This window comes from Saccharopolyspora flava (assembly GCF_900116135.1).
Lineage (GTDB): Bacteria > Actinomycetota > Actinomycetes > Mycobacteriales > Pseudonocardiaceae > Saccharopolyspora > Saccharopolyspora flava.
The window spans coordinates 80767-101866 of record NZ_FOZX01000009.1; the positions used below are offsets into that span (position 1 = coordinate 80767).

At 71.4% G+C, this 21100-nt stretch carries 17 protein-coding genes; 10 read left to right on the plus strand and 7 right to left on the minus strand.

The window, feature by feature from the left end; translation table 11 throughout:
• Positions 1-388 precede the first annotated feature (388 nt).
• From BM424_RS22560 to BM424_RS22595, 8 genes are all read left to right on the plus strand, one after another.
• Positions 389-1708 (plus strand): MSMEG_0569 family flavin-dependent oxidoreductase, encoded by a 1320-nt coding sequence (locus BM424_RS22560; protein ID WP_093421571.1) that lies wholly within the window; start codon positions 389-391, stop codon positions 1706-1708.
• A 10-nt stretch (positions 1709-1718) separates the two neighbouring features.
• Positions 1719-2543 (plus strand): amidohydrolase family protein, encoded by an 825-nt coding sequence (locus BM424_RS22565; RefSeq protein ID WP_217649799.1) that lies wholly within the window; start codon positions 1719-1721, stop codon positions 2541-2543.
• 27 nt (positions 2544-2570) lie between these two features.
• Complete coding sequence (locus BM424_RS22570; protein WP_093421574.1) at positions 2571-3092, plus strand: MSMEG_0572/Sll0783 family nitrogen starvation response protein; 522 nt, start codon at positions 2571-2573, stop codon at positions 3090-3092.
• Positions 3093-3175: 83 nt separating this feature from the next.
• On the plus strand, positions 3176-4273 hold the full coding sequence (locus BM424_RS22575) for an MSMEG_0568 family radical SAM protein (protein ID WP_245776052.1): 1098 nt from the start codon (positions 3176-3178) through the stop codon (positions 4271-4273).
• A gap of 4 nt (positions 4274-4277) precedes the next feature.
• Positions 4278-5720 (plus strand): MSMEG_0567/sll0787 family protein, encoded by a 1443-nt coding sequence (locus BM424_RS22580; RefSeq protein ID WP_093421579.1) that lies wholly within the window; start codon positions 4278-4280, stop codon positions 5718-5720.
• Positions 5717-6559 (plus strand): carbon-nitrogen hydrolase family protein, encoded by an 843-nt coding sequence (locus BM424_RS22585; RefSeq protein ID WP_093421581.1) that lies wholly within the window; start codon positions 5717-5719, stop codon positions 6557-6559. Before BM424_RS22580 ends, BM424_RS22585 begins: the two co-directional genes overlap by 4 nt.
• Positions 6556-7392 carry a carbon-nitrogen hydrolase family protein gene (locus tag BM424_RS22590; protein ID WP_093421584.1) on the plus strand — a complete coding sequence of 279 codons (837 nt, stop codon included), beginning with the start codon at positions 6556-6558 and terminating at the stop codon, positions 7390-7392. Before BM424_RS22585 ends, BM424_RS22590 begins: the two co-directional genes overlap by 4 nt.
• Positions 7389-8462, plus strand: a complete 1074-nt coding sequence (locus BM424_RS22595; protein ID WP_093421587.1) for an MSMEG_0565 family glycosyltransferase — start codon at positions 7389-7391, stop codon at positions 8460-8462. The genes BM424_RS22590 and BM424_RS22595 overlap by 4 nt, the downstream gene beginning before the upstream one ends.
• Here BM424_RS22595 and BM424_RS22600 read toward each other — a convergent pair.
• The 3 genes from BM424_RS22600 to cynS all read right to left on the minus strand — a co-directional run bounded on the left by BM424_RS22600 (position 8459) and on the right by cynS (position 11862).
• Positions 8459-10012, minus strand: a complete 1554-nt coding sequence (locus BM424_RS22600; RefSeq protein WP_093421590.1) for an alkaline phosphatase D family protein — start codon at positions 10010-10012, stop codon at positions 8459-8461. The genes BM424_RS22595 and BM424_RS22600 overlap by 4 nt on opposite strands.
• A gap of 80 nt (positions 10013-10092) precedes the next feature.
• Positions 10093-11313, minus strand: a complete 1221-nt coding sequence (locus tag BM424_RS22605; protein WP_093421592.1) for an acyl-CoA dehydrogenase family protein — start codon at positions 11311-11313, stop codon at positions 10093-10095.
• Positions 11314-11409: 96 nt separating this feature from the next.
• Positions 11410-11862 (minus strand): cyanase, encoded by a 453-nt coding sequence (cynS, locus tag BM424_RS22610; protein ID WP_217649800.1) that lies wholly within the window; start codon positions 11860-11862, stop codon positions 11410-11412.
• A gap of 440 nt (positions 11863-12302) precedes the next feature.
• Between cynS and BM424_RS22615 the strand changes: the two genes are divergently transcribed.
• Positions 12303-13859 (plus strand): AMP-binding protein, encoded by a 1557-nt coding sequence (locus BM424_RS22615; protein ID WP_093421595.1) that lies wholly within the window; start codon positions 12303-12305, stop codon positions 13857-13859.
• A gap of 14 nt (positions 13860-13873) precedes the next feature.
• Here the strand turns inward: BM424_RS22615 and BM424_RS22620 are convergent, their stop codons facing one another.
• The 3 genes from BM424_RS22620 to rhaI form a co-directional block, all read right to left on the minus strand.
• On the minus strand, positions 13874-15316 hold the full coding sequence (locus BM424_RS22620; RefSeq protein ID WP_093421598.1) for a rhamnulokinase: 1443 nt from the start codon (positions 15314-15316) through the stop codon (positions 13874-13876).
• Positions 15317-15328: 12 nt separating this feature from the next.
• A complete protein-coding gene (locus BM424_RS22625; protein WP_093421600.1) occupies positions 15329-17371 on the minus strand; it encodes a bifunctional aldolase/short-chain dehydrogenase in 2043 nt (680 codons plus the stop codon).
• A gap of 215 nt (positions 17372-17586) precedes the next feature.
• On the minus strand, positions 17587-18753 hold the full coding sequence (gene rhaI / locus BM424_RS22630) for an L-rhamnose isomerase (protein ID WP_093421603.1): 1167 nt from the start codon (positions 18751-18753) through the stop codon (positions 17587-17589).
• 210 nt (positions 18754-18963) lie between these two features.
• Between rhaI and BM424_RS22635 the strand changes: the two genes are divergently transcribed.
• Positions 18964-20262 carry an MFS transporter gene (locus tag BM424_RS22635; RefSeq protein WP_093421605.1) on the plus strand — a complete coding sequence of 433 codons (1299 nt, stop codon included), beginning with the start codon at positions 18964-18966 and terminating at the stop codon, positions 20260-20262.
• Here BM424_RS22635 and BM424_RS22640 read toward each other — a convergent pair.
• Complete coding sequence (locus tag BM424_RS22640; RefSeq protein WP_093421608.1) at positions 20259-21062, minus strand: maleylpyruvate isomerase family mycothiol-dependent enzyme; 804 nt, start codon at positions 21060-21062, stop codon at positions 20259-20261. The genes BM424_RS22635 and BM424_RS22640 overlap by 4 nt on opposite strands.
• Between the last annotated feature and the right edge of the window lie 38 nt (positions 21063-21100).

Here is a 21100-nt window from a genome sequence, read left to right on the forward strand (position 1 = left end):
CGCCCCTGCGGCGGACCGGGGATGTCCGCAGGTAGCGGCTCTTCACCACCCGTTGGCCGACCGTTCGCACGAGGCCCCGGAGAGTCCATTGTGGATGATCGACTCGCGGCCCGCGGGAGCGGTGCGGATCGAAAGTCTGTTCGCCGGGTGGTCGCGCTTAACCGGGACGACACGAAGGGGGTGTGCAGGTGGTGCACGCCGAGGGGTAACCCGAACGGCGGCATCGATGTCCACTGTGGATGATCGAACGGATACGTCGGCGAAACGGACTGCGGCGCAAGGAAACCGTCCGTTATTCCGGATGACCTGGTTCGGAAATCGATGATGGCTGGAATGGTCCCCATCGGCAGCGACGCGGCTCCCTCGCTTCCCCGCTCCTGGAGGACCGATGTCTCAGAACCAGCGATTCGCAGACTCGCACTACCCGGTCGTCATCATAGGCGGCGGCCAAGCCGGGCTCTCCGCAAGCTACTGCCTTCGGCAGCGCGGGATCCGGCACGTCGTGATCGAGTCCCACCGGCTCGGGCACGACTGGCGGAGCCGCCGCTGGGAGTCGTTCTGCCTGGTCACGCCCAATTGGCAGTGCGACCTCCCGGGGTTCGCCTACAAGGGGCCGGACCCGGACGGCTTCATGGTGCGCGACGAGATCGTCGCCTACCTGGAGCGCTACGCCGAGTCCTTCGACCCGCCGCTGGTCGAAGGGGTCCGGGTGACCCGGCTGCGGCGCACCGACACCGGCACGTTCCTGCTGGACACGACCGTCGGCGGCCTCACCGCCGAGCAGGTCGTGGTCGCCACCGGCGCCTACCACGTGCCCGGGACGCCGCGCATCGCCGAACGACTCCCCGCCGGGATCACCCGGCTGCACTCGGCGGACTACCGCAGCCCCGAGGCCCTCCCGCCGGGAGAGGTCCTGGTGGTGGGCAGCGGCCAGTCCGGGGCGCAGATCGCCGAAGACCTGCACCTCGCCGGTCGCGGCGTGCACCTGGCCGTCGGCAACGCTCCCCGGGTGGCCCGGTTCTACCGGGGCCGCGACTGCGTGGCGTGGCTGGAGGACATGGGCCACTACGCCAAGAGCATCGACGAGTTCGCCGATCCGGCTCAGGTGCGCGGCCGGGTCAACCACTACGTCACCGGCCGCGACGGCGGACGCGACATCGACCTGCGCGCCTTCGCCGCCGACGGGATGCGGCTCCACGGCCGGTTGGACGACATCCGCGGCGGCACGGCGAGCTTCGCCGACGACCTGGCGTCCAACTTGGACCACGCGGACCAGGTGATGGAGTCCATCAAGGACGCCATCGACGCCCACATCGCCGCTCGCGGCATCGACGCTCCCGAAGAGCCGCGGTACGTGCCGGCGTGGGAGCCCGGACCGGAGCACCCGCGTGAGCTGGACCTCGCGGCGGCCGGGATCACCTCGGTCATCTTCGCCACCGGGTTCCGGCCGGACTACACCTGGATCGAGGTGCCGGTCTTCGACGGCCGGGGCTACCCGACGCACTGGCGCGGGGTGACCAGCGCTCCCGGCTTGTACTTCCTCGGGCTGCCCTGGCAGTACACCTGGGGCTCCGGGCGGATGGAGGGCGTCGGCCGGGACGCGCGCTACCTCGCCGAGCGCATCGACGCCGCGCGCCGGATCACCGACGTGTGCGGCACCTTGACCGGCCCGCCGCCGTCGCTGTCGGCCGAACCCCTGATGAGCTGAGGACCCCACGGTGACCAGACTGGTATTCGACGCCCACCGGCATCTCGGCGCGCTGCCCGCCCACCCCTTCTACGGCGGGCCCGCGGTCAACCCCGACACCACGGCTCGAGCCACGGTCGACGGGCTGCTGGCCGACCTCGACGCGGAGGGCACCGAACGGGCCCTGGTGCTGCCGAACTACGGCGTGCCGGACCCCGACGTCGCCTTCGCCCACAACGAACTCGTCCTCGAAGCCGCGCAGCGCGACGACCGGGTGCGCGCCGGGCTGTGGGTCTCGGCCCGGCCCGAGGACCGCGAGCGGACCGCGAAAGCGCTGGCCCTGGCGGGGGAGAGCGGCGTTCGTGCGCTGAAGCTGAGCTTCCTGCTCGGCGGCTCGCCCACCGCGCCGGAGTGCCTGCCGCAGCTGGACGAGATCTTCGCCGTCGCCGAACGCCACGGCCTGGTGGTGCACGTGCACACCTCGCCGGGCGCGGCCTCGGACATCGACCAGGTCGGCACGCTCGTCGACCGCTACGCCGACCGGGTGCGGGTGCACCTGGTGCACTTCGGCGGCGGGATGAGCGGCCACATCAAGCTCGTCGGGTCCCGGTTCTTCGACTGGATCACCGCGGGCAAGCACGTCTACACCGACCTCTCCTGGGCCATCGGGTTCGCCCCGCACTGGCTGGCCCGGGAGATCGAGCACCGCGGCATCGGTCACGACCGGGTGCTCTTCGCCAGCGACCAGCCGTGGGGCGACTTCCCCGGCGAGTACGCGCGGATGCGCGCCGCGGCAGGCGACGGCGAACTCGGCGAACTCGTGTTCCGCGAGACCTTCGCCGCGCTCTACGACTGACAACCCCGAAACCGGAGGAGACGAACCATGTCCGAGGCCGTTGATCTCACCGACGTCGAGCAGAAGTCCCGCGAGGAGATCCCGCACCCGTCGCTGCCGGAGGGCTCCAGCATCTACGGGTCGACCAAGGTCTTCCCCGACTACGAGGCGGAGAACGGCGAAACCTACTTCACCCTCGTGCACGGCATCGCGCACGAGTCGTCGGTGAGCTTCGTGGCCGTGCTGCAGGCGACCCGCGCGCTGCGCAAGGGATTCGAGTCGGCCGTCTACTTCTACGGGCCCGGATCGCTGAACTGCCTGGCCACCCGCGGATTCCCCACCACGGGCAACTCCGCGTTCCCCGGTGAGCACAACATCAACAACCAGCTGAAGACCTTCATCGCCGAAGGCGGCAAGGTGTACTGCTGCCGGTTCGGCCTGTCCCTGCACGGAGCCCGGGAGGAAGACCTCATCGAGGGCGTCATCCCGACCCACCCGCTGGACGTGCAGGACGCGATCATCCACTACGCCCGCAAGGGCGCGATCATCAACTCCACCTATCAGCTCTGAGGTTCCCCGCGCGCGCTGCGAGGCGGAACCCGGAGAGAGGCCGCCTCGCAGCGAGCGCCGACATTTTCTCGTGGAGGTGTGTCGTGAGCGTTGGTACCGGACGAACACCCAACAGCACGGCCGTGGACGTGCGGATCACGACCCGCGCGGAGCTCGCTCTGCGCGGGATCCGGCTGGACGCCGAGGTGGCGCGGCCGGCGGGCGCGGGCCCCAGCGACGACGGGCACGTCCTCGTCGACGGCGCCAACGCCGCGCTGCCCACCAACCCCGCCAGCCCGTACTCGGTGCGCGACGGCCGGGTGTGGCTGGGCGAGGAGGACACCGGGGTCGAGCTCTCGCCGGTGCACCGGCCGAAGTTCTACGACCTGACCACGGCGGACGGTGTCCGCTACGAGCAGATCGCCCGGCTGCACGGTGCCGACGTGCTCGCCACGACGGTGGTGCAGACCTGCATCCGCTACGCCGAATCCGATCGCTGCCGGTTCTGCACCATCGAGGAGTCCTTGCGCGACGGCGCGACGGTCGCGGCCAAGACCCCGGCGCAGCTGGCCGAGGTCGCCGAGGCCGCCGTCCGGCTCGATGGCGTGCGGCAGATGGTGATGACCACCGGCACCACCAACGGGCCCGACCGGGGAGCGCGCAACCTGGTGAGATCGGTGCGCGCGGTGCTGCAGGCCGTGCCGGGGCTGCCGATCCAGGTGCAGTGCGAACCACCCGGCGACCTGCGCTGGATCACCGAGCTCCGCGACGCCGGTGCCACCGCGATCGGCATCCACGTCGAGGCCCTGGACGAGCAGGTGCGGAAGCGCTGGATGCCCGGCAAGTCGCAGGTGCCCCTGGCCGACTACGAAGCGGCCTGGGACGAAGCGGTGCGGGTGTTCGGCCACAACCGGGTCTCCACCTACCTGCTGGTCGGGCTGGGCGAAGACCCCGACGAGCTGATCGCCGGTGCCGCTCGGCTCATCGAGCGCGGGGTCTACCCGTTCGTCGTCCCGTTCCGGCCGATGGCCGGAACCCTCGCCGCCCGCGACGGGATCACCGCACCCGGCGCTGAGCTGCTGACCTACGTCACCGAGACGGTGGCGCGGCTGCTCCGCGACGCCGGGATGTCGGGTGCCGACCAGGGCGCCGGATGCGCGGCCTGCGGGGCCTGCTCGGTCCTGAAGACGGCGGGCGGGTGAGGAGATGATCGCTTACGAGGAACTCCTCGCCCCGGTCACCGGACAGGTTCCCGACGTCCTGTCGCTGCTCGGCGACCGCGCGAGCCTGGCGCGGCGCCCGGCGTTCCGGATCGAACCGGCCGACGCCCCCGCGCTGCGCGCCTACCGGCGCCTGCGGCACGAGGTGTTCGTGCGCGAGCAGGGCCTGTTCGCCGGCACCGACCGGGACGATCGCGACGACGACCCGCGCACCGTCGTCCTGGTCGCGCGCTCCGCCGACGGTGCGGTGCTCGGCGGGGTGCGGCTCGGGCCCGCCACCGACGGGCCCGACATCGGCTGGTGGCAGGGCGGCCGGCTGGCGGTCGGCCGCGCCGCGCGCGGGACCGGCGGCGTCGGACCGGCTCTGGTGCGGGCCGCGTGTGCGCACGCCGAGAACGCGGGGGTGCTGCGGTTCGAAGCCACCGTGCAGCCGCGCAACGAACCGCTGTTCGCTCACCTCGGCTGGCATCGAGTGCGCGAGGTCCGCACCGCCGGTGTCCCGCACGCGCTGATGCGCTGGCCGGTGAACCGGGTGCAGGACCTCGTCCAGGCCACCAAAACCGCCTTGGGGCCGCTCCTGACCACCGGGCTCCCCGGAGACCTGGGCGGTGCCGGATTCGTGGGCGATGACGGTGCCCCGGTTCCGGGCAGTGACCTGGTGGCGGCGTGCGACGCGATCGTGCCGTCGATGGTCGAGCGCGACCCGGACTGGGCGGGCTGGTGCTCGGTGCTGGTCAACGTCAACGACCTCGCGGCGATGGGCGCGGAACCGGTCGGCCTGCTCGACGCGATCGGCGCCCGCAGCAGCTCCCACGCCACCCGCGTGCTCGCGGGTCTGCGCCGCGCCGCGCAGGCCTACGGCGGGATCCCGCTGCTCGGCGGGCACACCCAGCTCGACGTCCCGGCCGCGCTGTCGGTCACCGCCCTCGGCCGCACCTCGCGACCGATCCCCGGCGGTGGCGGCCGCCCCGGGCACGACGTGCGGCTCACGGCTGATCTGGGAGGCGGATGGCGCCCCAACTACCCAGGGCACCAATGGGATTCGACCAGCCACCGGCGAACACCGGAGCTGCGCGCCATGATCGGATCAGCGGCGTCGGCACGACCGGCAGCCGCCAAGGACGTCTCGATGGCCGGGATCGCCGGAACCCTGGGCATGCTCGCCGAAGCCAGTGGCTGCGGTGCGCTGCTCGACGTCGCCGACGTCCCGCGCCCCGCCGAGGCGAACGCGGGTGACTGGCTGACCTGCTTCCCCGGCTTCGCGATGCTCACCGCCGACGAACCGGGCCGCACACCGCCACCCGCCGGCCCGGCCACCAGCGCGGTCTGCGGAGAACTCGTGCCGGGAACCGGAGTCGGGCTGCGCTGGCCCGACGGGGACATCACCGACGCGGTCACCACGACGGTGACCGGATTGGGGAACGCGTGAGCACGATGCGCATGGCCGCCGTCGCCGCCGAGTTCGGCCGCGACCTGGAACAGGACTTCGTCATCGTCGAGAAGCTCGTCGACCACGCCAGATCGGCGGGCGCCGCACTGCTGGCGCTGCCCGAGGCGTGCCTCGGCGGCTACCTGCTCAGCCTCGACGGCGCCTCCGACGACCCCGGACCGCCCGCGCTGGAGCTCGACGGACCCGAGATCCGGCGGCTGGCGGCGCTGGCCGGGGACATGACGGTCGTCGCCGGGTACTGCGAACAGGACGGGGACCGCCGCTACAACAGCGCGGTGTGCGTCAGCGGGGACGGCGTGCTCGGCAACCACCGCAAGGTGCACCAGCCGCTGGGCGAGAACGCCAGCTACGACTCCGGCGACACCTTCCGGGCCTTCGACACGCCGGCAGGGAGGCTGGGCATGCTGATCTGCTACGACAAGGCCTTTCCCGAAGCAGCGCGCGCCCTGGCCCTCGACGGCGCCGAGATCGGCGTGTGCGTGTCGGCGTGGCCGGGTTCGCGCACCAACGCCGCCGCCGACCTCGCCGAGGACCGCTGGAAGCGGCGCTTCGACCTGTTCGACCGGGCCCGAGCTCTGGAGAACCAGGTGGTGTGGCTCTCGGCGAACCAGGCGGGCACCTTCGGTTCGCTACGCTTCGTCGGCAGCGCCAAGGTCGTCGACCCGGGCGGCGACGTGCTCGCCGACACCGGGGTTGAAGCGGGGATGGCGATCGCCGACATCGACGTCGGTCGCGCCCTCGAAGCAGCGCGCAGGCACATGGGCCACCTCCGCGACCGGCGCCCCGACACCTACCCCGCAGGAGCACCCCGCACATGAGCACGGTCCGCATCGGCGCGGCCGCAGCCCACTTCGGGCGCGACCTGGAGTTCGACCTGGCCCGCATCGCCAAGCTCATCGACGATGCCCGCCGAGCCGGAGCAGGGCTGCTGGTGCTGCCCGATGCCGCGCTCGGCGGCTACCTGGCCGATCTCCGCCACCCCGACCCCGACGCCCTGCCCCCGGCGCTCGCGCCCGACGATCCGGTGATCGGTCGGGTCGCGGCGCTGGCCGCCGAGATGGTCGTGTGCCTCGGCTACAGCGAGGACGGCGGCCAGAAGCGCTACAACGCCGCGGTGTGCGTCAGCGGTGACGGCGTGCTCGGCAGGCACCGCAAGGTCCACCTGCCCGCAGGCGAGGTCGCCGTTTACTCGCCCGGTGAGTCGTTCGACGCCTTCGACACCCCGGTCGGCAAGCTGGGCATGCTCATCGACTACGACAAGACCTTCCCCGAGTCGGCGCGGTCGCTGGCCCTCGGCGGGGCGGAGGTCCTGGCCTGCCTGTCGGCCTGGCCGACCAGCATCACCAACCGGGCACCGCGGATGGCCCAGGACCGCCAGGCCCGGCTCTTCGACCTCTACGACCAGACGCGGGCCGCCGAGAACCAGGTCGTGCTCGCCTCGTCCAACCAGACCGGATCCCTGGGCGGCATGCGCTTCCTCGGCCAGGCCAAGGTCGTCGGCCCGGGCGGCGACATCCTGGCCCGCACCTGGTCGAAGGCCGGTCTCGCCGTCGCCGAGATCGACGTGACCGCTGAGATCGACCGCGCTCGACGGGTGCTGCGGCACCTCGACGAACGACGACCGTCCGCCTACCGAGGAGGCGCCGAGTGAAGATCGCGCTGCTGAGCTACTCCACCAAGCCCCGCGGCGGCGTCGTGCACACGCTGGCGCTGGCGGAGGCGCTGGCGGCCGCCGGTGAGGACGTGACGGTGTGGACCCTGGGCCGAGGCGGTGACACCGGGTTCTTCCGGCCGGTCGATCCCGCCGTCCGGGTCCGCGTGGTGCCGTTTCCCGACGGTCCCGACGGCGAGGACGTCGGATCGCGGATCCTGCGGTCCATCGAGGTCCTCGGAGCGGCGTTCACCCCGGAGGACTACGACGTCGTGCACGCGCAGGACTGCATCAGCGCCAACGCCGTCGGCGACTGCGTGCGCACCGTGCACCACCTCGACGAGTTCACCACGCCGGAGCTGGCCGAGTGCCACGAGCGCGCTCTCGTCAACCCGAGCGCGCACGTCTGCGTGTCGCGCTCGGTGGCCGACGAACTGCTGGCCGGGTGGGCGATCAAGGCCGAGGTCATCCCCAACGGCGTCGCGCACGACAGGTTCGCCTGCGCCGCCGAGTCCGGGAAGCGAGCGTGGAAGGAGCGTCTGGGCCGCTACGTGCTGGCCGTCGGCGGCATCGAACCGCGCAAGGGCTCGCTGGACCTGCTGGAGGCCCACGCCCTGCTGCGGGCGCAGGAACCCGACGTGTCGCTGGTCATCGCCGGTGGCGAGACGCTGTTCGACTACCGGGAGTACCGGCGCCGCTGGGAGGAACGCGCGGTCGAGCTCGGTGTCGAGCCGATCGTGCTGGGGCCGGTCGCCGAGGACGACTTGCCCCCTCTGGTCGCCGCGGCGGACGTGTTCGCGTTCCCCTCCACCAAGGAGGGCTTCGGGCTCGCCGCGATGGAAGCGCTGGCCGCCGGAACCCCGGTGGTGGTGCGGGATCTGGCGGTCCTGCGCGAGGTGTTCGGCGGCGCGGCCCGCTTCGCCGACGGGCCCGAGGCCTTCGCCGCCGAGCTCGGCAGCGCGCTGGCCTGGGAAGACCCGGACCGCCGCGAAGCGGGACGGGAGCTGGCCGCCGCCCACACGTGGCAGGCGGCGGCCGAACGCCACATCGCCTTCTACCGCTCGCTCTAGCTCTTGGTCAGGCCGGGGGTGCCGTTCTGGATGGTGAAGGTGGCGCGGTTGGTGATGTCGGCGCCGGGGGTGGTGACCTGGTCGACGACGCGGAAGTCCGCGGTCCAGGAGTCGCGGGTGATGGTGTTGCGGACGTAGCCGCGCCGCCGGTTGACGAACTTGATGTGCGGGTTCTCCTTCAGCTGCACCGCGTCGTCGGGGTTCTGGTCGGAACCGTTGCCGCCGGAGGCGATCGAGGTGCCCACCAGCTCCACGCCGACCGTCGCCGAATCCGGGTTCTCGAAGTCGGCCTTGATGTCGGCGGCGTAGTTGGCGTGCACGTCGCCGGTGATGACCACCGGGTTCGAGACGTTGGCCAGCTGGTCGCGGACCCGGTCGCGCTCGGCCGGGTAGTTGTCCCAGGCGTCGTCGCTGAAGGACTCCTCGTCGCCTTCGGCGAGGTCGCGGCGGCTGAAGAACACCTGCTGCGCCAGCACGTTCCAGCGAGCCGTCGGGCCGGAGAGGTTGTCCAGCAACCACTTCCGCTGCTCGGCGCCCAGGATCGTGCGGTCCGGGTCATTGACCTGCTCCGGCGGGACCTCCTGGTCGTCGCGGTACTGGCGGGTGTCGAGCAGGTGCACGTCCACCAGGTCGCCGAAGGTCAGCCGGCGGTGGATGCGGATGTCCGGTCCGTTCGGGCGCTGGGCCGCGCGCAGCGGCATGTGCTCGTAGTAGGCCTGGAACGCCTGGGCGCGGCGCTGCCGGAACACCGCCGGGTCCTGGTCGGGCTCGGTGTCGGGCTGGGAGATGTCGCCCGCCCAGTTGTTCTCGACCTCGTGGTCGTCGAAGACCACCGCCCACGGGAACGCGGCGTGCGCGGCCTGCAGGTGCTCATCGGACTTGTACTGGCCCAGCCGGGTGCGGTAGTCGGCCAGGTCCACGATCTCGTGCGCGGGCACGTGCGGGCGCCCGATCGCGCCGGGATCGCCGCTCTCGTAGATGTAGTCGCCGAGGAACGCCACCAGGTCCAGGTCCTCCTCGGCCATGTGCTGGTAGGCGGTGTAGAGGCCGGCCGGGTAGTTCTGGCAGCTGGCGAAGACGAACCGGAACGAGTCCAGCCTCGCGCCCGGAGCCGGGGCGGTCTTGGTGCGGCCGACCGGGCTGATCTCGTCACCGGCGCGGAAGCGGTAGAAGTACTCCGCGCCGGGCCGCAGACCGGACACCTCGGCGTGCACCGAGTGCGCGGACGCCCGCTCCGCCTGCTCGGTGCCCTCGGCGACGATCTCGCTGAACCGTTCGTCGGCGGCCACCTGCCACTGAACCGGGACGATCTGGTCGGGCATCCCGCCGAACCCGTCCTCGGACAGCGGCTCGGGGGCTAATCGGGTCCACAGCACCACGCCGTCCGGCAGCGGATCACCGGAGGCGACGCCCAGCTGAAACGGCTCGCGGATCCGGCTCGCACCGGCACCGGCGGCGTTCGCGAGACCGGAGGTGCCCAGGGCGGCCGCGCCGAGAGCGGCCGACCCGGCCAGCAGGACCTGGCGTCGGTTGGGGCGGTGGGAGTGCATGGTCCACCTCTTTCGCGTCGGTTTCGGGAAGGACCAACGCTATGGAGCTCAGGTGACGCGCGGGCGAACCGCGAGCGGCATCAGAGCGGACTCTTGCGCCAACCGAAGTGGATCTGCGCGAACTTCGCCGCGCTCCACCGGTATTGGGCCGAGATGTGACCCCGGTACATCGACACGTCCCGGAAGTAGCGCTCCATCGGATGCCCACCGCGCCCCGCCGACGAGCCCGCCGACCGGTACAGCAGCGCCACCGCGTCGGCGGCCAGCTCACCGGCCCGCTGCACCATGCCGTAGAGCCGCGCGTCCTTGGCCATGGTGAACGGCTCGCCGCGTTCCACCAGGTCCCGGCAGTGCTCCAGGTACTGGTCGCAGACCCGGATCACGATGCCCTCGGCCGCGTCCGCCATCGACATCGCCATCCCGAAATCCGCCTGGTGGTGCGGATCCTCCCAGCGCAGCTCGAACGGCGGGAACGTCATCGGGCGCGTCGAGATGATCTCCTCGTAGCAGTCCAGCGCCGCCTTCGCCGCGCCCACCATCGGCGTCACCAGCGCCAGGTGGAAGAACGCGGCCACCGGGCCCAGGTACATCGGGTTGCCGTGCAGGACGTTGCCGGGCGACGGCGCGTCGTAGTCGTGCTCCATCCAGTCGAACGCGCAGGTCAGGTGCTCGGGCACGAACACGTCGTCTAGCGCCACCGAGTTCGACCCGCTCGCGCGCAGCCCGAGCACGCCCGGCCCCTTCCAGTCGTCGAGGACCTGCACCCGCTCGCGTGGCACGATCGCCGCGATGACCTCGTCGCTTCCGCGCACCGCCGCGTTGACCGTCACGAACACCGAGTACGGCACGCCCGACTGGTACAGCGACCTGCCGGTCAGCCGGTAGCCGCCGTCCACCCGCACCGCTTCGACGTTGCCCGCGACGCTGTGCGAGGCGCGGAAGTAGCCGGCCGGGTTGGCGAACACCTCGTCCTGCGCCCGCTGCGACCAGTGCGCGGCGGTCGTGAGGTTGTGGTTGTGGCCGAGGCTGTAGCACCAGCCGGTCGCCGGATCACCTCGCGAGATCTCCATGACCACCCGGGCGTACGCGGACAGCTCGAACTCCAGGCCGCCGTAGCGCTTCGGCGTGAGGATCCGGTACAGGTCGGCGTCGCGCAGCGCCCGGTGCACGTCCTCGCCGTAGTGGCCGCGCGCCTCGGCCTCGTCCTGCTGGGCGCGCAGCATCGGGCGCAGCCGCTCGGCTCGGCGCACGAGTTCGCGCGGGGTCGGTTCGGTGCTGACGGGCTGCTCGGTCAGATCCACGGCGGCTCACCTTCGACGTCGCTGTCCCGGGTGCGTCCGGACTACCACCGCGTCACCCGCGGCCGACAGCGCACTTCCGCGACGTCGAAGACGAGCTCACCACTGGTACGGCAGGAACTTCCCGTCGAGGGTCACCACCACCCGGTCGCCCGCCGGGTCGGGCACCCGCTGCACGTCGAAGCGGAAGTTGATGGCGCTCATGATGCCGTCGCCGAACTCCTCGTGGATGAGCTCCTTGAGCGTCGGACCGTAGACCTGCACGACCTCGTAGAAGCGGTAGATCGTCGGGTCGGTGGGCACCGCCGCGTCGAGCGCGCCTCGGGCGGGCTGGCTGCGCAGCGCCGCGCTCACCTCGGAGTCCAGGTCCAGCAGGGTCGCCGCCGCGTCGGCCTCGGCCTCGCTCATGGGCTGCTGGCCGAGCAGCGCGCTCGTGGTCCACGCGACCGGCCGCCCCACGGCCTCCGCCAGCTGCGCCCAGGTGATCCCGAGCTCGGCCTTCGCCGACCGCACCGCCGCGGCCGCCTCCTGCTTGCTGATCATCTCCGACAACCTTCCCGATCGACGACGAACCCGACCCTGCCACACCCCGACCCTCCAAACCCCCTGCGTTACCTGGCCTTTTCCCGCCCGCTACACACCTCACCCCACGACCCGCGCCAACCCGAGGTCAAAAACCCCGGTATTCGACCGGTCAAAAACCGCAGTTTTCGACCGGTCAAAAACCGCGGTATTCGACGCGACGAAAACCGGGGTTTTCGACCGGGGGTCACTTGGTCGGGGGTGGTGGGGGAGTGGGATGGGGGCGTTAGAGTCGTGCTGGAGGGCTTCCGCTGTGCGGAAGACGTGGGTTGTTCGGTGGGGTGCGTGGCGTGAGCCTGTGATCGGCTGCGGGGTCCACCGTCGGCGGGGGTGCTGGGGTGACCTCCGGTCGGGTGGTGGCGGTGGTGTGTCGTGGGTCGTCGGGGTGGTGCGGGACGGAGGTCGGTGGGGTGGACGTCTCCTTCGGGACGTGGTGGGAAGCGATCGCCGAGCGGATGCCGGAGGCCGTCGCGCTCTCCGAGCCGGGGTTCGAGCGCGGCTACGGGGAGTTCGAGGACCGGGCCGCCCGGCTCGCCGGGGCGCTGGCCGCCGCCGGGATCGGGGCCGGGGACGCCGTGGCCTGCTACCTCCACAACGGGGCCGCGTACCTGGAGGCGGTGTTCGCCGCGTTCAAGATCGGGGCCGTCCCGGTCAACGTCAACTACCGCTACACCCGCCACGAGCTCACCGAACTGCTCGCCGACGCCGGGGCGAAAGCCCTGGTGCACAGCGCCGAACTGGCGGGCAACATCGTCAACCTGCCGCCGATGCGCCTGGTCGTGAGCACCGACGAGCTCGACGAGCTGCTGGCCGCCTCCGCACCGCGCCCGCGAGAGCCGCGACCCGGCACCGACACGCTGTTCATGTACACCGGCGGCACCACCGGCAAGCCCAAGGGCGTGATCTGGCGGCACTCCGCCCTGCTGAACTCGCTGCTGGTGCCCGTCTTCCGCCCGCTCGGCGCGTCCGAGCTCCCGGCGACGCTGGACGAGGCGATGCGCCTGGCCGAGAGCACCCGGGACCGGGCGCCGCGCACCATGCCGGTCGTACCGCTGATGCACGGGACGGGGCTGTTCAACTCGATGGGCGCGCTGCTCGTCGGCGGCCGCGTGGTCACCGCCCGCCCCGGCGGGCTCGACCCCGAGCACGTGTGGCGACGCGTCGCCGAGCAGCGGGTGAGCACCCTGATCGTGGCGGGCAACGCGGTCGGGCGACCGCTGATCGAGGAACTGCTGCGCGCGGAGAACGTCGGCGCGCCGCACGACCTGACCTCGTTGCGGTCGGTGATCAGCTCCGGGATGGCGTTCAGCGACGAGCTCAAGCGCCCGCTGCACGAGCGCGCCGAGGTGACGGTGTTCGACGCGCTCGCCTCCAGCGAGGGCGGCCCGTTCGCGTTCGCCGTGACCTCCTCGACCGACGACCTGCCCTCGCGGTTCTTCCCGGTCCCGGGCGCCCGGGTGCTCACCGCCGACGGCGCCGAGGTCGCGCCGGGGGAGACGGGCGTGCTCGCCTACTCCGGGCCGATCCCGCTGGGCTACCACGCCGACGAGACCAAGACCGCCGCGACGTTCCGCGACATCGACGGACGCCGCCACTCGATCCCCGGCGACCTCGCGCAACTCGAACCCGACGGTGCGATCCGGTTCCTCGGTCGCGGGTCGGGTGTCATCAACACCGGTGGCGAGAAGGTCCACCCGCCCGAGGTCGAGGAGGCCCTGCTGGCCCACCCCGACGTCACCGACTGCCTCGTCGTCGGCCTGCCCGACGAACACTGGGGAGAGCTCGTCGCGGCCGTCGTCGCCACCCGCTCACCGGACCTGACGGCCGCGGACCTCCAGACCTGGACCCGCCGCACCCTGGCAGGGCACAAGATCCCCCGCCGGATCGCCCTGCGCCCGAGCCTCCCCAGAACCCCCGCGGGCAAGCTCGAAATCGCCCTGGCCAGGGAACTCCTCGACAACCCCTGACGGGAGTCGCCGCGTCAGCCGGGGAGATTCCGGAGCGCGCGGTCCCAGGGCGCCGTGGAGGTCCGGGGTGCGTAGCGGGTCGGGGGATGGGAGCGGGCGGCGATCTCGCGGAGCTCGGCGAGATCACCGGCCAGACCCGCTGATCTGGCCTGGACCAGGAGGTTTCCCGTCGCCGTCGCTTCGACCGGACCCGCCACGACCGGGATGCCCAGGGCGTCGGCGGTGAACTGGCAGAGGAGTTCGTTGCGGGCTCCGCCGCCGACGAGGTGGACCACGTCGACGTCGCGGCCCGAGAGCTCGGCCGCCTCGCGGAGGGCGCGGCGGTGGGCCAGGGCGAGGCTTTCGAGGATGCAGCGCACCATCGCCGCGCGTGTGGCAGGCACCGGTTGGCCGGTGTCGCGGCAGGCCTGCGCGATGCGGGCGGGCATGTCGCCGGGGGCCAGGAACCGGGTGTCCTCGGCGTCGACGACTGCCCGCAGCGGTTCCGCGCGTGCCGCTCCTGCCAGCAGCGACGGCAGATCGTCCGAGGTCAGGCCCCAGGTTCGCAGGCACTCCTGGAGCAGCCACAGGCCCGTGATGTTGCGCAGGAACCGCACCGTGCCGTCGACGCCGAGCTCGTTGGTGAAGTTCGCGCGCCGGGCCTCTTCGGTGAGCACCGGAGCGGGCAGCTCCAGGCCCGCCAGCGACCACGTCCCGGTGCACACGTAGGCGAAGTTCGGGGTTCGCGCGGGCACCCCGACCACCGCCGAGGCCGTGTCGTGCGAACCCACCGCCACCACCGATGTGCCGGTCAGCCCGGTTTCGGCGACCACCGGCGGCAGCAGCTCGCCCACGACCTCACCCGGCCCGCGCAGCGCGGGCAGCAGCGCCGGGTCGACGCCCGCCGCCCGCGCCAGCTCCGGCGACCACTCGTGGTCGCGGGCGTCGAGCAGGCCGGTGGTGGAGGCGTTGGTCAGCTCCGCGCCCACCTGCCCGGTCAGCCAGTAGCCGATCAGGTCCGGGATGAGCAGCAACGTCTCCGCCACCTCCAGCGCCGCGCCCTTCGACGCGGCCAGCTGGAAGATCGTGTTGAACGGCAGGAACTGAACACCGTTGCGGGAGAACAACTCCGCGGCGCCGAAGGTGTCCACGAAGGACTCCGCGACGGTGTCGGTGCGCGCGTCCCGGTAGTGGAACGGCTCGCCCAGCAGCGAGCCCGAGGCGTCGAGCAGACCGTAGTCCACCGCCCAGGAATCCACCCCCACCGACACCGGCCGACCGGCCCGGCGCAACCCGGCCAGCACTTCGCGGAACAGCCCGAGCGCGTCCCAGTGCAGACCGTCGGGCAGTGGGACGGGACCGTTGGCGAACCGGTGCACCTCGCGGGTCTCCAGCCGTCCCCCGGCGAGCCGTCCCAGGACGACCCGTCCGCTGGAGGCGCCCAGGTCCACCGCCGCGAACGTCGGCTCCGCTGTCATCCGCCCGCCCCTTCAGCGCAGGAACGCCGCGGCGACACCCGCGTCGACCGGCACGTGCAGTCCCGTGGTGTGCGTGAGATCCCCGCCCACCAGCGCGAACACCGCCGCGGCCACGTGCTCCGGCAGCACCTCGCGCTTGAGGAGGGTGCGCTGGGCGTAGAACGCCCCGAGCTCCTCCTCCGGCACGCCGTAGACCTTCGCGCGCTGCGCGCCCCAGCCGCCGGCGAAGATGCCCGACCCGCGCACCACGCCGTCGGGGTTGACGCCGTTGACGCGGATGCCGTGCTCGCCGAGCTCGGCCGCCAGCAGCCGCACCTGGTGGGCCTGGTCGGCCTTGGTCGCGCCGTAGGCGACGTTGTTCGGGCCCGCGAACACCGAGTTCTTGCTGGTGATGTAGACGATGTCCCCGCCCGTGCCCTGGGCGATCATCATCCGCGCGGCCTCCCGCGACGCCAGGAACGAACCGCGCGCCATCACGTCGTGCTGCAGGTCCCAATCGGCGACCGTGGTCTCCAGCAGCGGTTTCGAGATGGACAGCCCGGCGTTGTTGACGACCAGGTCCACGCCGCCGAACGCCAGCGCCGCGGCCCGGAACGCCTCGGCGACCTGCTCCTCGTCGGTGACGTCGACGCGCACCGCCACGGCGTTGTCCGGGCCGCCGAGCTCGTCGGCCACCGCCCGGGCGCCGTCGAGGTCGAGATCGGCGAGCACCACGCACGCGCCCTCGGTCGAAAGCCGTTGTGCGGTGGCTTTCCCGATGCCCGAACCGGCGCCGGTGACCAGCGCGACGCGGGTCGCCAGCGGCTTCGGCGCGGGCATCCTGGCGAGCTTGGCCTCCTCCAGCGCCCAGTACTCGATGCGGAACTTCTCCGCCTCGTCGATCGGCGCGTAGGTGGAGACCGCCTCGGCGCCGCGCATCACGTTGATCGCGTTGCGGTAGAACTCCGCCGCCACCCGCGCGGTCTGCGCGTCCTTGCCGAAGGAGAACATGCCGATGCCCGGGACCAGCACGATCGCCGGGTCCGCGCCGCGCATCGCGGGTGAGTCGGCGTCGGCGTAGCGCTCGTAGTAGGCGCGGTAGTCCTTGCGGTAGCGCGCGTGCAGCTCCTTCAGCCGGGCGACGACCTCGTCCAGCTCGGCGTCCGGCCGCAGATCGAGCACCAGCGGGCGGACCTTGGTGCGCAGGAAGTGGTCCGGGCAGGAGGTGCCCAGCGCGGCCAGCCGCGGGTGCTCCTCGCGGGCCAGGAACTCCAGGACCTCCGGGGCGTCGTCGAAGTGCCCGATCTGCGGCCGGTCGGTGGAGGCCAGGCCGCGCAGGACCGGGGCGAGCTCGGCGGCCCGGCGCCTGCGCTGCTCCTCCGGCAGCGGCTCGAACCCGGCGACGACCGGTCCGAACGGCTCGGGCTTGCCGCGCTCGGCCAGGAACCGCTCGGCCGTGCGGATGATGTGCAGCGAGTTGCGCCGGCACTCCTCGCTGGTCTCACCCCACGCGGTGATGCCGTGCCCGCCCAGGATCACCCCGATCGCCTGCGGGTTGGCCTCCTTGATGGCGGCGATGTCCAGGCCCAGCTGGAACCCGGGCCTGCGCCACGGGACCCACGCGACCCGGTCGCCGAAGCACTCCTCGGTCAGCGCCTCGCCGTCGGCGGCGGTGGCCAGCGCGATCCCGGCGTCGGGGTGCAGGTGGTCGATGTGGGCGGCGTCGACCAGCCCGTGCATGGCGGTGTCGATCGAGGGTGCCGCACCGCCCTTGCCGTGCGCGCAGTGGTCGAAGGCGCCGACCATCTCGTCCTCGCGGTCGACGCCGGGGTAGACCTCGACCAGCGCGCGTAGCCGGTCCAGCCGCAGCACCGCCAGCCCGGACTCGGTCAGCGTCCCCAGGTCACCGCCGGAACCCTTGACCCACATCAGCGGAACGTCCCCGCCGGTGACGGGATCGGTGTCGGTGCCCTTCGCCGAGGCGTTGCCCCCGGCGTAGTTGGTGTTGCGGGGATCGGACCCCAGCTCGTGCGAACGGGCAAGCAGCGCAGCCACTTCGGGATGCGTCGAGCTCATCGTCAACCTCTCGGTGGGTCGGAAGTTTTCATGAAAACTGTCCTCACCCCAGAAATCGGGAAATTCTCACGAAGAACACCGTCTTTCGAGGTGAGGGAGGTGCACACGAACACCCTCGTTCTCAGAGAGAGGGAAGTTTTCATGAAAACTGTCATTTCTCGGGGGACGGGAGGTTTTCATGAAAACTGTCGTTCCCCTCTGAACGAGGGTGTCGGTCAGGCGCCCCAGCCCGCGGGGGTGCCGTCCTTGCGGGTGGCGGTGATCTTCTCCGCGTAGCCGGAGCGGTGGTAGGCGGCGATCGGGTCGGGGTCGATGCCCATGTCCTCGCGGACCTCGGCCAGCAGCGGGCGGACGTCGGTGTTGTAGGCGTCCATCAGGACCGCGTTGGCGCCCAGGACGTCGCCGTCGCGCTGCGCTGCGGCGAGGGCGTCGCCGTCGACGAGCAGGGCCTTGGCGGTGGCCTCCTGGACGTTGAGCACCGAGCGGATCAGGGCCGGGATCTTCGGCTCCAGGTTGTGGCACTGGTCGAGCATGAACGCCACGTTCGCCGAGTCCGAGAGCGCTCCGGCGCGCACGATCTCGTGCATGATCCGGAACAGCTGGAACGGGTCCGCGGCACCGACCATCAGGTCGTCGTCGGCGTAGAACCGGCTGTTGAAGTGGAACCCGCCGAGCCGCCCGCGCCCGAGCAGGAACGCCACGATGAACTCGATGTTGGTGCCCGGCGCGTGATGCCCGGTGTCGACCAGCACCTGCGCCCGCTCGCCCAGGTCGAGGCAGTGCGCGTAGGAGGTGCCCCAGTCCGGGACGTCGGTGGCGTAGAAGGCGGGCTCGAAGAACTTGTACTCCAGCAGCATCCGCTGATCCGGGCCGAGCCGGTCGTAGGCGACGCGCAGCGCCTCCGACAACCGCTGCTGGCGCTCGGCGAGGGAGTCCTGACCGGGGTAGTTGAGGCCGTCGGCGAACCACAGGCTCAGCGCGTCGGACCCGGTGACGTCCATGATGTCGACGCACTCCAGCAGGTGCCCCAGCGCCTTCTCGCGGACCGCCGGGTCGGGGTTGCAGATGCTGCCGAGCCGGTACTCGTCCTCCTGGAAGGTGTTCGGGTTGATGGCGCCGAGCCGCAGCCCGAGCGAGGTGGCGTGCTCGGCCAGCGCGGCGTAGTCGTCGACCCGGTCCCAGGGGATGTGCAGCGCGACGCTGGGAGCCACGCCGGTGAAGGCGTGCACCTGGGCGGCGTCGTCGAGCTTCTCGAACGGGTCGCGCGGAATGCCCTCCTGCAGGAAGGTTTTGAACCGCGTCCCGGAGTTCCCGTAGGCCCAGGAGGGGGTTTCGATCCGCTGGTTCTTCAGCGCCGCGGCGACGGACTTCCGGTCGGGCATCTTCGGCTCCAGTGCGCGCAGGGGGGCTTGAAACGTTTTAAAGGCGCGGCGTCAGCCTAGGCCGCGATTCGAGCGCGAGTCAACGCCGCCGCAGCAGACGCTTCTGCCTGACGGAAACCTTGACCGGAGTGAAGGCCCTCTCTAATGTGCTCGCCACACAAAAACGTTTCAACGACCGCCACGACTCGACGAGCCGCATGAAGGACAACGATGACTTCATCCGCTGCAGGAGTTCAGCAGAGCGAGAACGCCTCGCCCGCGCAGCACTGGAAATGGTCGTTCGTAGCCGCGATGGCCGGCTACATCGACGCCGGATCGATCGTCGCCGGATCCGTGGCGCTGAGCGTGTGGGTCACCGCCTTCGGGCTCGGTGACAGCACCGTCGGCCTGCTCGGAGCCCTGAGCTCCAACGCCATCTCCGCCGGGGTCGGCGCGCTGATCGGCGGCTACGTCTGCGACCGCTACGGGCGCAAGAAGATCTACGCCTACGACCTGCTGCTGTACATGTTCGGCACGCTGTGGCTGATCTTCGCCGCCGACACCTGGATGCTGTTCGTCGGCTACGTCCTGGTCGGTCTCGCCGTCGGCGCCGACATCCCCGCCTCCTGGAGCCTGATCACCGAGTTCTCCCCGGCCCGCAAGCGCGGCAAGCTCGGCGGCCTCTCGCAGGTCCTGTGGTCGATGGGGCCGATCGTCACGCTGGCGCTGGGACTGCTGCTGCAACCGCTGGGCATGCTCGGCATGCGGCTGCTGTTCGCGAGCCTGTTCCTCGCCGCGCTGGTCACCTGGTGGATGCGGCACGGCATCGGCGAATCCGCCCGCTGGGAGCAGGAGAGCACCGGCGGGCAACCGGTGCGGTGGCGCGCCGCGCTGCGCCCGCTGCTGACCGGCAGAGGGCTGAAGCTGACGCTGATGCTCATCGGCATGTACGGCGTCTGGAACCTCTTCGCCGGCACCAACGGCTTCTACACGCCGTACCTGCTCACCGCCCTCGGCAACCAGAGCGACGCCGCGAGCGTCGGCCTGCAGTGCCTGTACTTCCTGCTGGTCGCGGTGTTCACCGGGCTGGTGTTCATGCCGCTCAACGACCGGGTCAACCGGCGGCTGATGCTGGCGCTGTCCACCGTGATCCAGGCGGGCGGGATGCTGCTGCTCGCGGTGCTGCCGCTGAACTTCGGCACCGCGCTCGGCTACATCGTGGCCATCGGCATCGGCGGTGGTTTCGGCGCCCAGCACTTCTTCCAGATCTGGTCCGGCGAGCTGTTCCCGACCAAGCTGCGCAGCACCGCCCAGGGCCTGATGTTCGCGGTGGTGCGCATCGGGCTCGGGTTCTGGAGCTTCTTCGTCCCGATCATCACCGCCACCGGATTCCAGGCCCTGGCCTGGATCCTCACCGCGTTCATCGTGATCAGCGGTGTCATCGGCGTCGTGTGGGGACCGAAGACCGAGGGCCTGACGCTGGAGGAGATCGAGCGGGACCAGGGATGGGCGTCCCGGACGGCAGGCTAGATGGTGAAGGCGAGGTTCCGGGTGATCCGCTCGCCCAGGACCTCGTCACCGTCGAAGGACACCGAGGACAGGACGGTCTCGGGATCGACCCGGCCGCCGCAGAGCCGGGTGAACACGCCCAGGGGCATCGCGATCCGCACCGTCGGCGTCCCGGGCAGCGACTCGACGACCTTCGCCCGGCCGTCCACCGCGACGTGCAGGACGCGGGAACCGAGGTCGAAGGTGATGCCCGACCCGTCCGGCGCCGCACCCCGCTTGCCGACCACGAAACCCAGCGCCGCGGTGATCTCCTCGATCGACAGCTCCGCGGGCGTTCCGGTCTCCCCGCCGGGAAGGCCGACGGCGTCGCGGATGTCCTGCTCGTGCATCCAGCAGTCGAACACCCGGATCCGCATGAACCGCGAGTAGGTGGCCTCGCCGGCCGGGGTCATCGCCGGGGCGTGGAACTCCTCGTCCGGCATCGCCCGCAGCGACGCCAGCCGCGAGGCCGTGATCTCGCGGAACTTCGCCAGCACCGCCTCGTGCGACTGCTGCCGGAAGTGCTCCACGTACCGCTCGTTGCGCGCGCCGATGTCGTTGTGCACGTGCGGGTAGGACGCCACGTCGTTGCCGGACTCCGGGGTCGGCTCCCCGCTGAGCAGCAGCTCGGTGCCGATGAGGTGCGCGGCGACGTCGCGCACCCGCCAGCCCGGCAGGGCGGTGTCCTTCTCCCACTGTGCGTCGTCGAGCCCGGTGAGCAGCTCGTTCAGCGCGTTCCACTCGGCGCCGAGAGCGTTGACGATCCGTTCCTTGTCCAGCACACCCCGACACAAGCACCCCGGACCCGGCGGGTCAACCG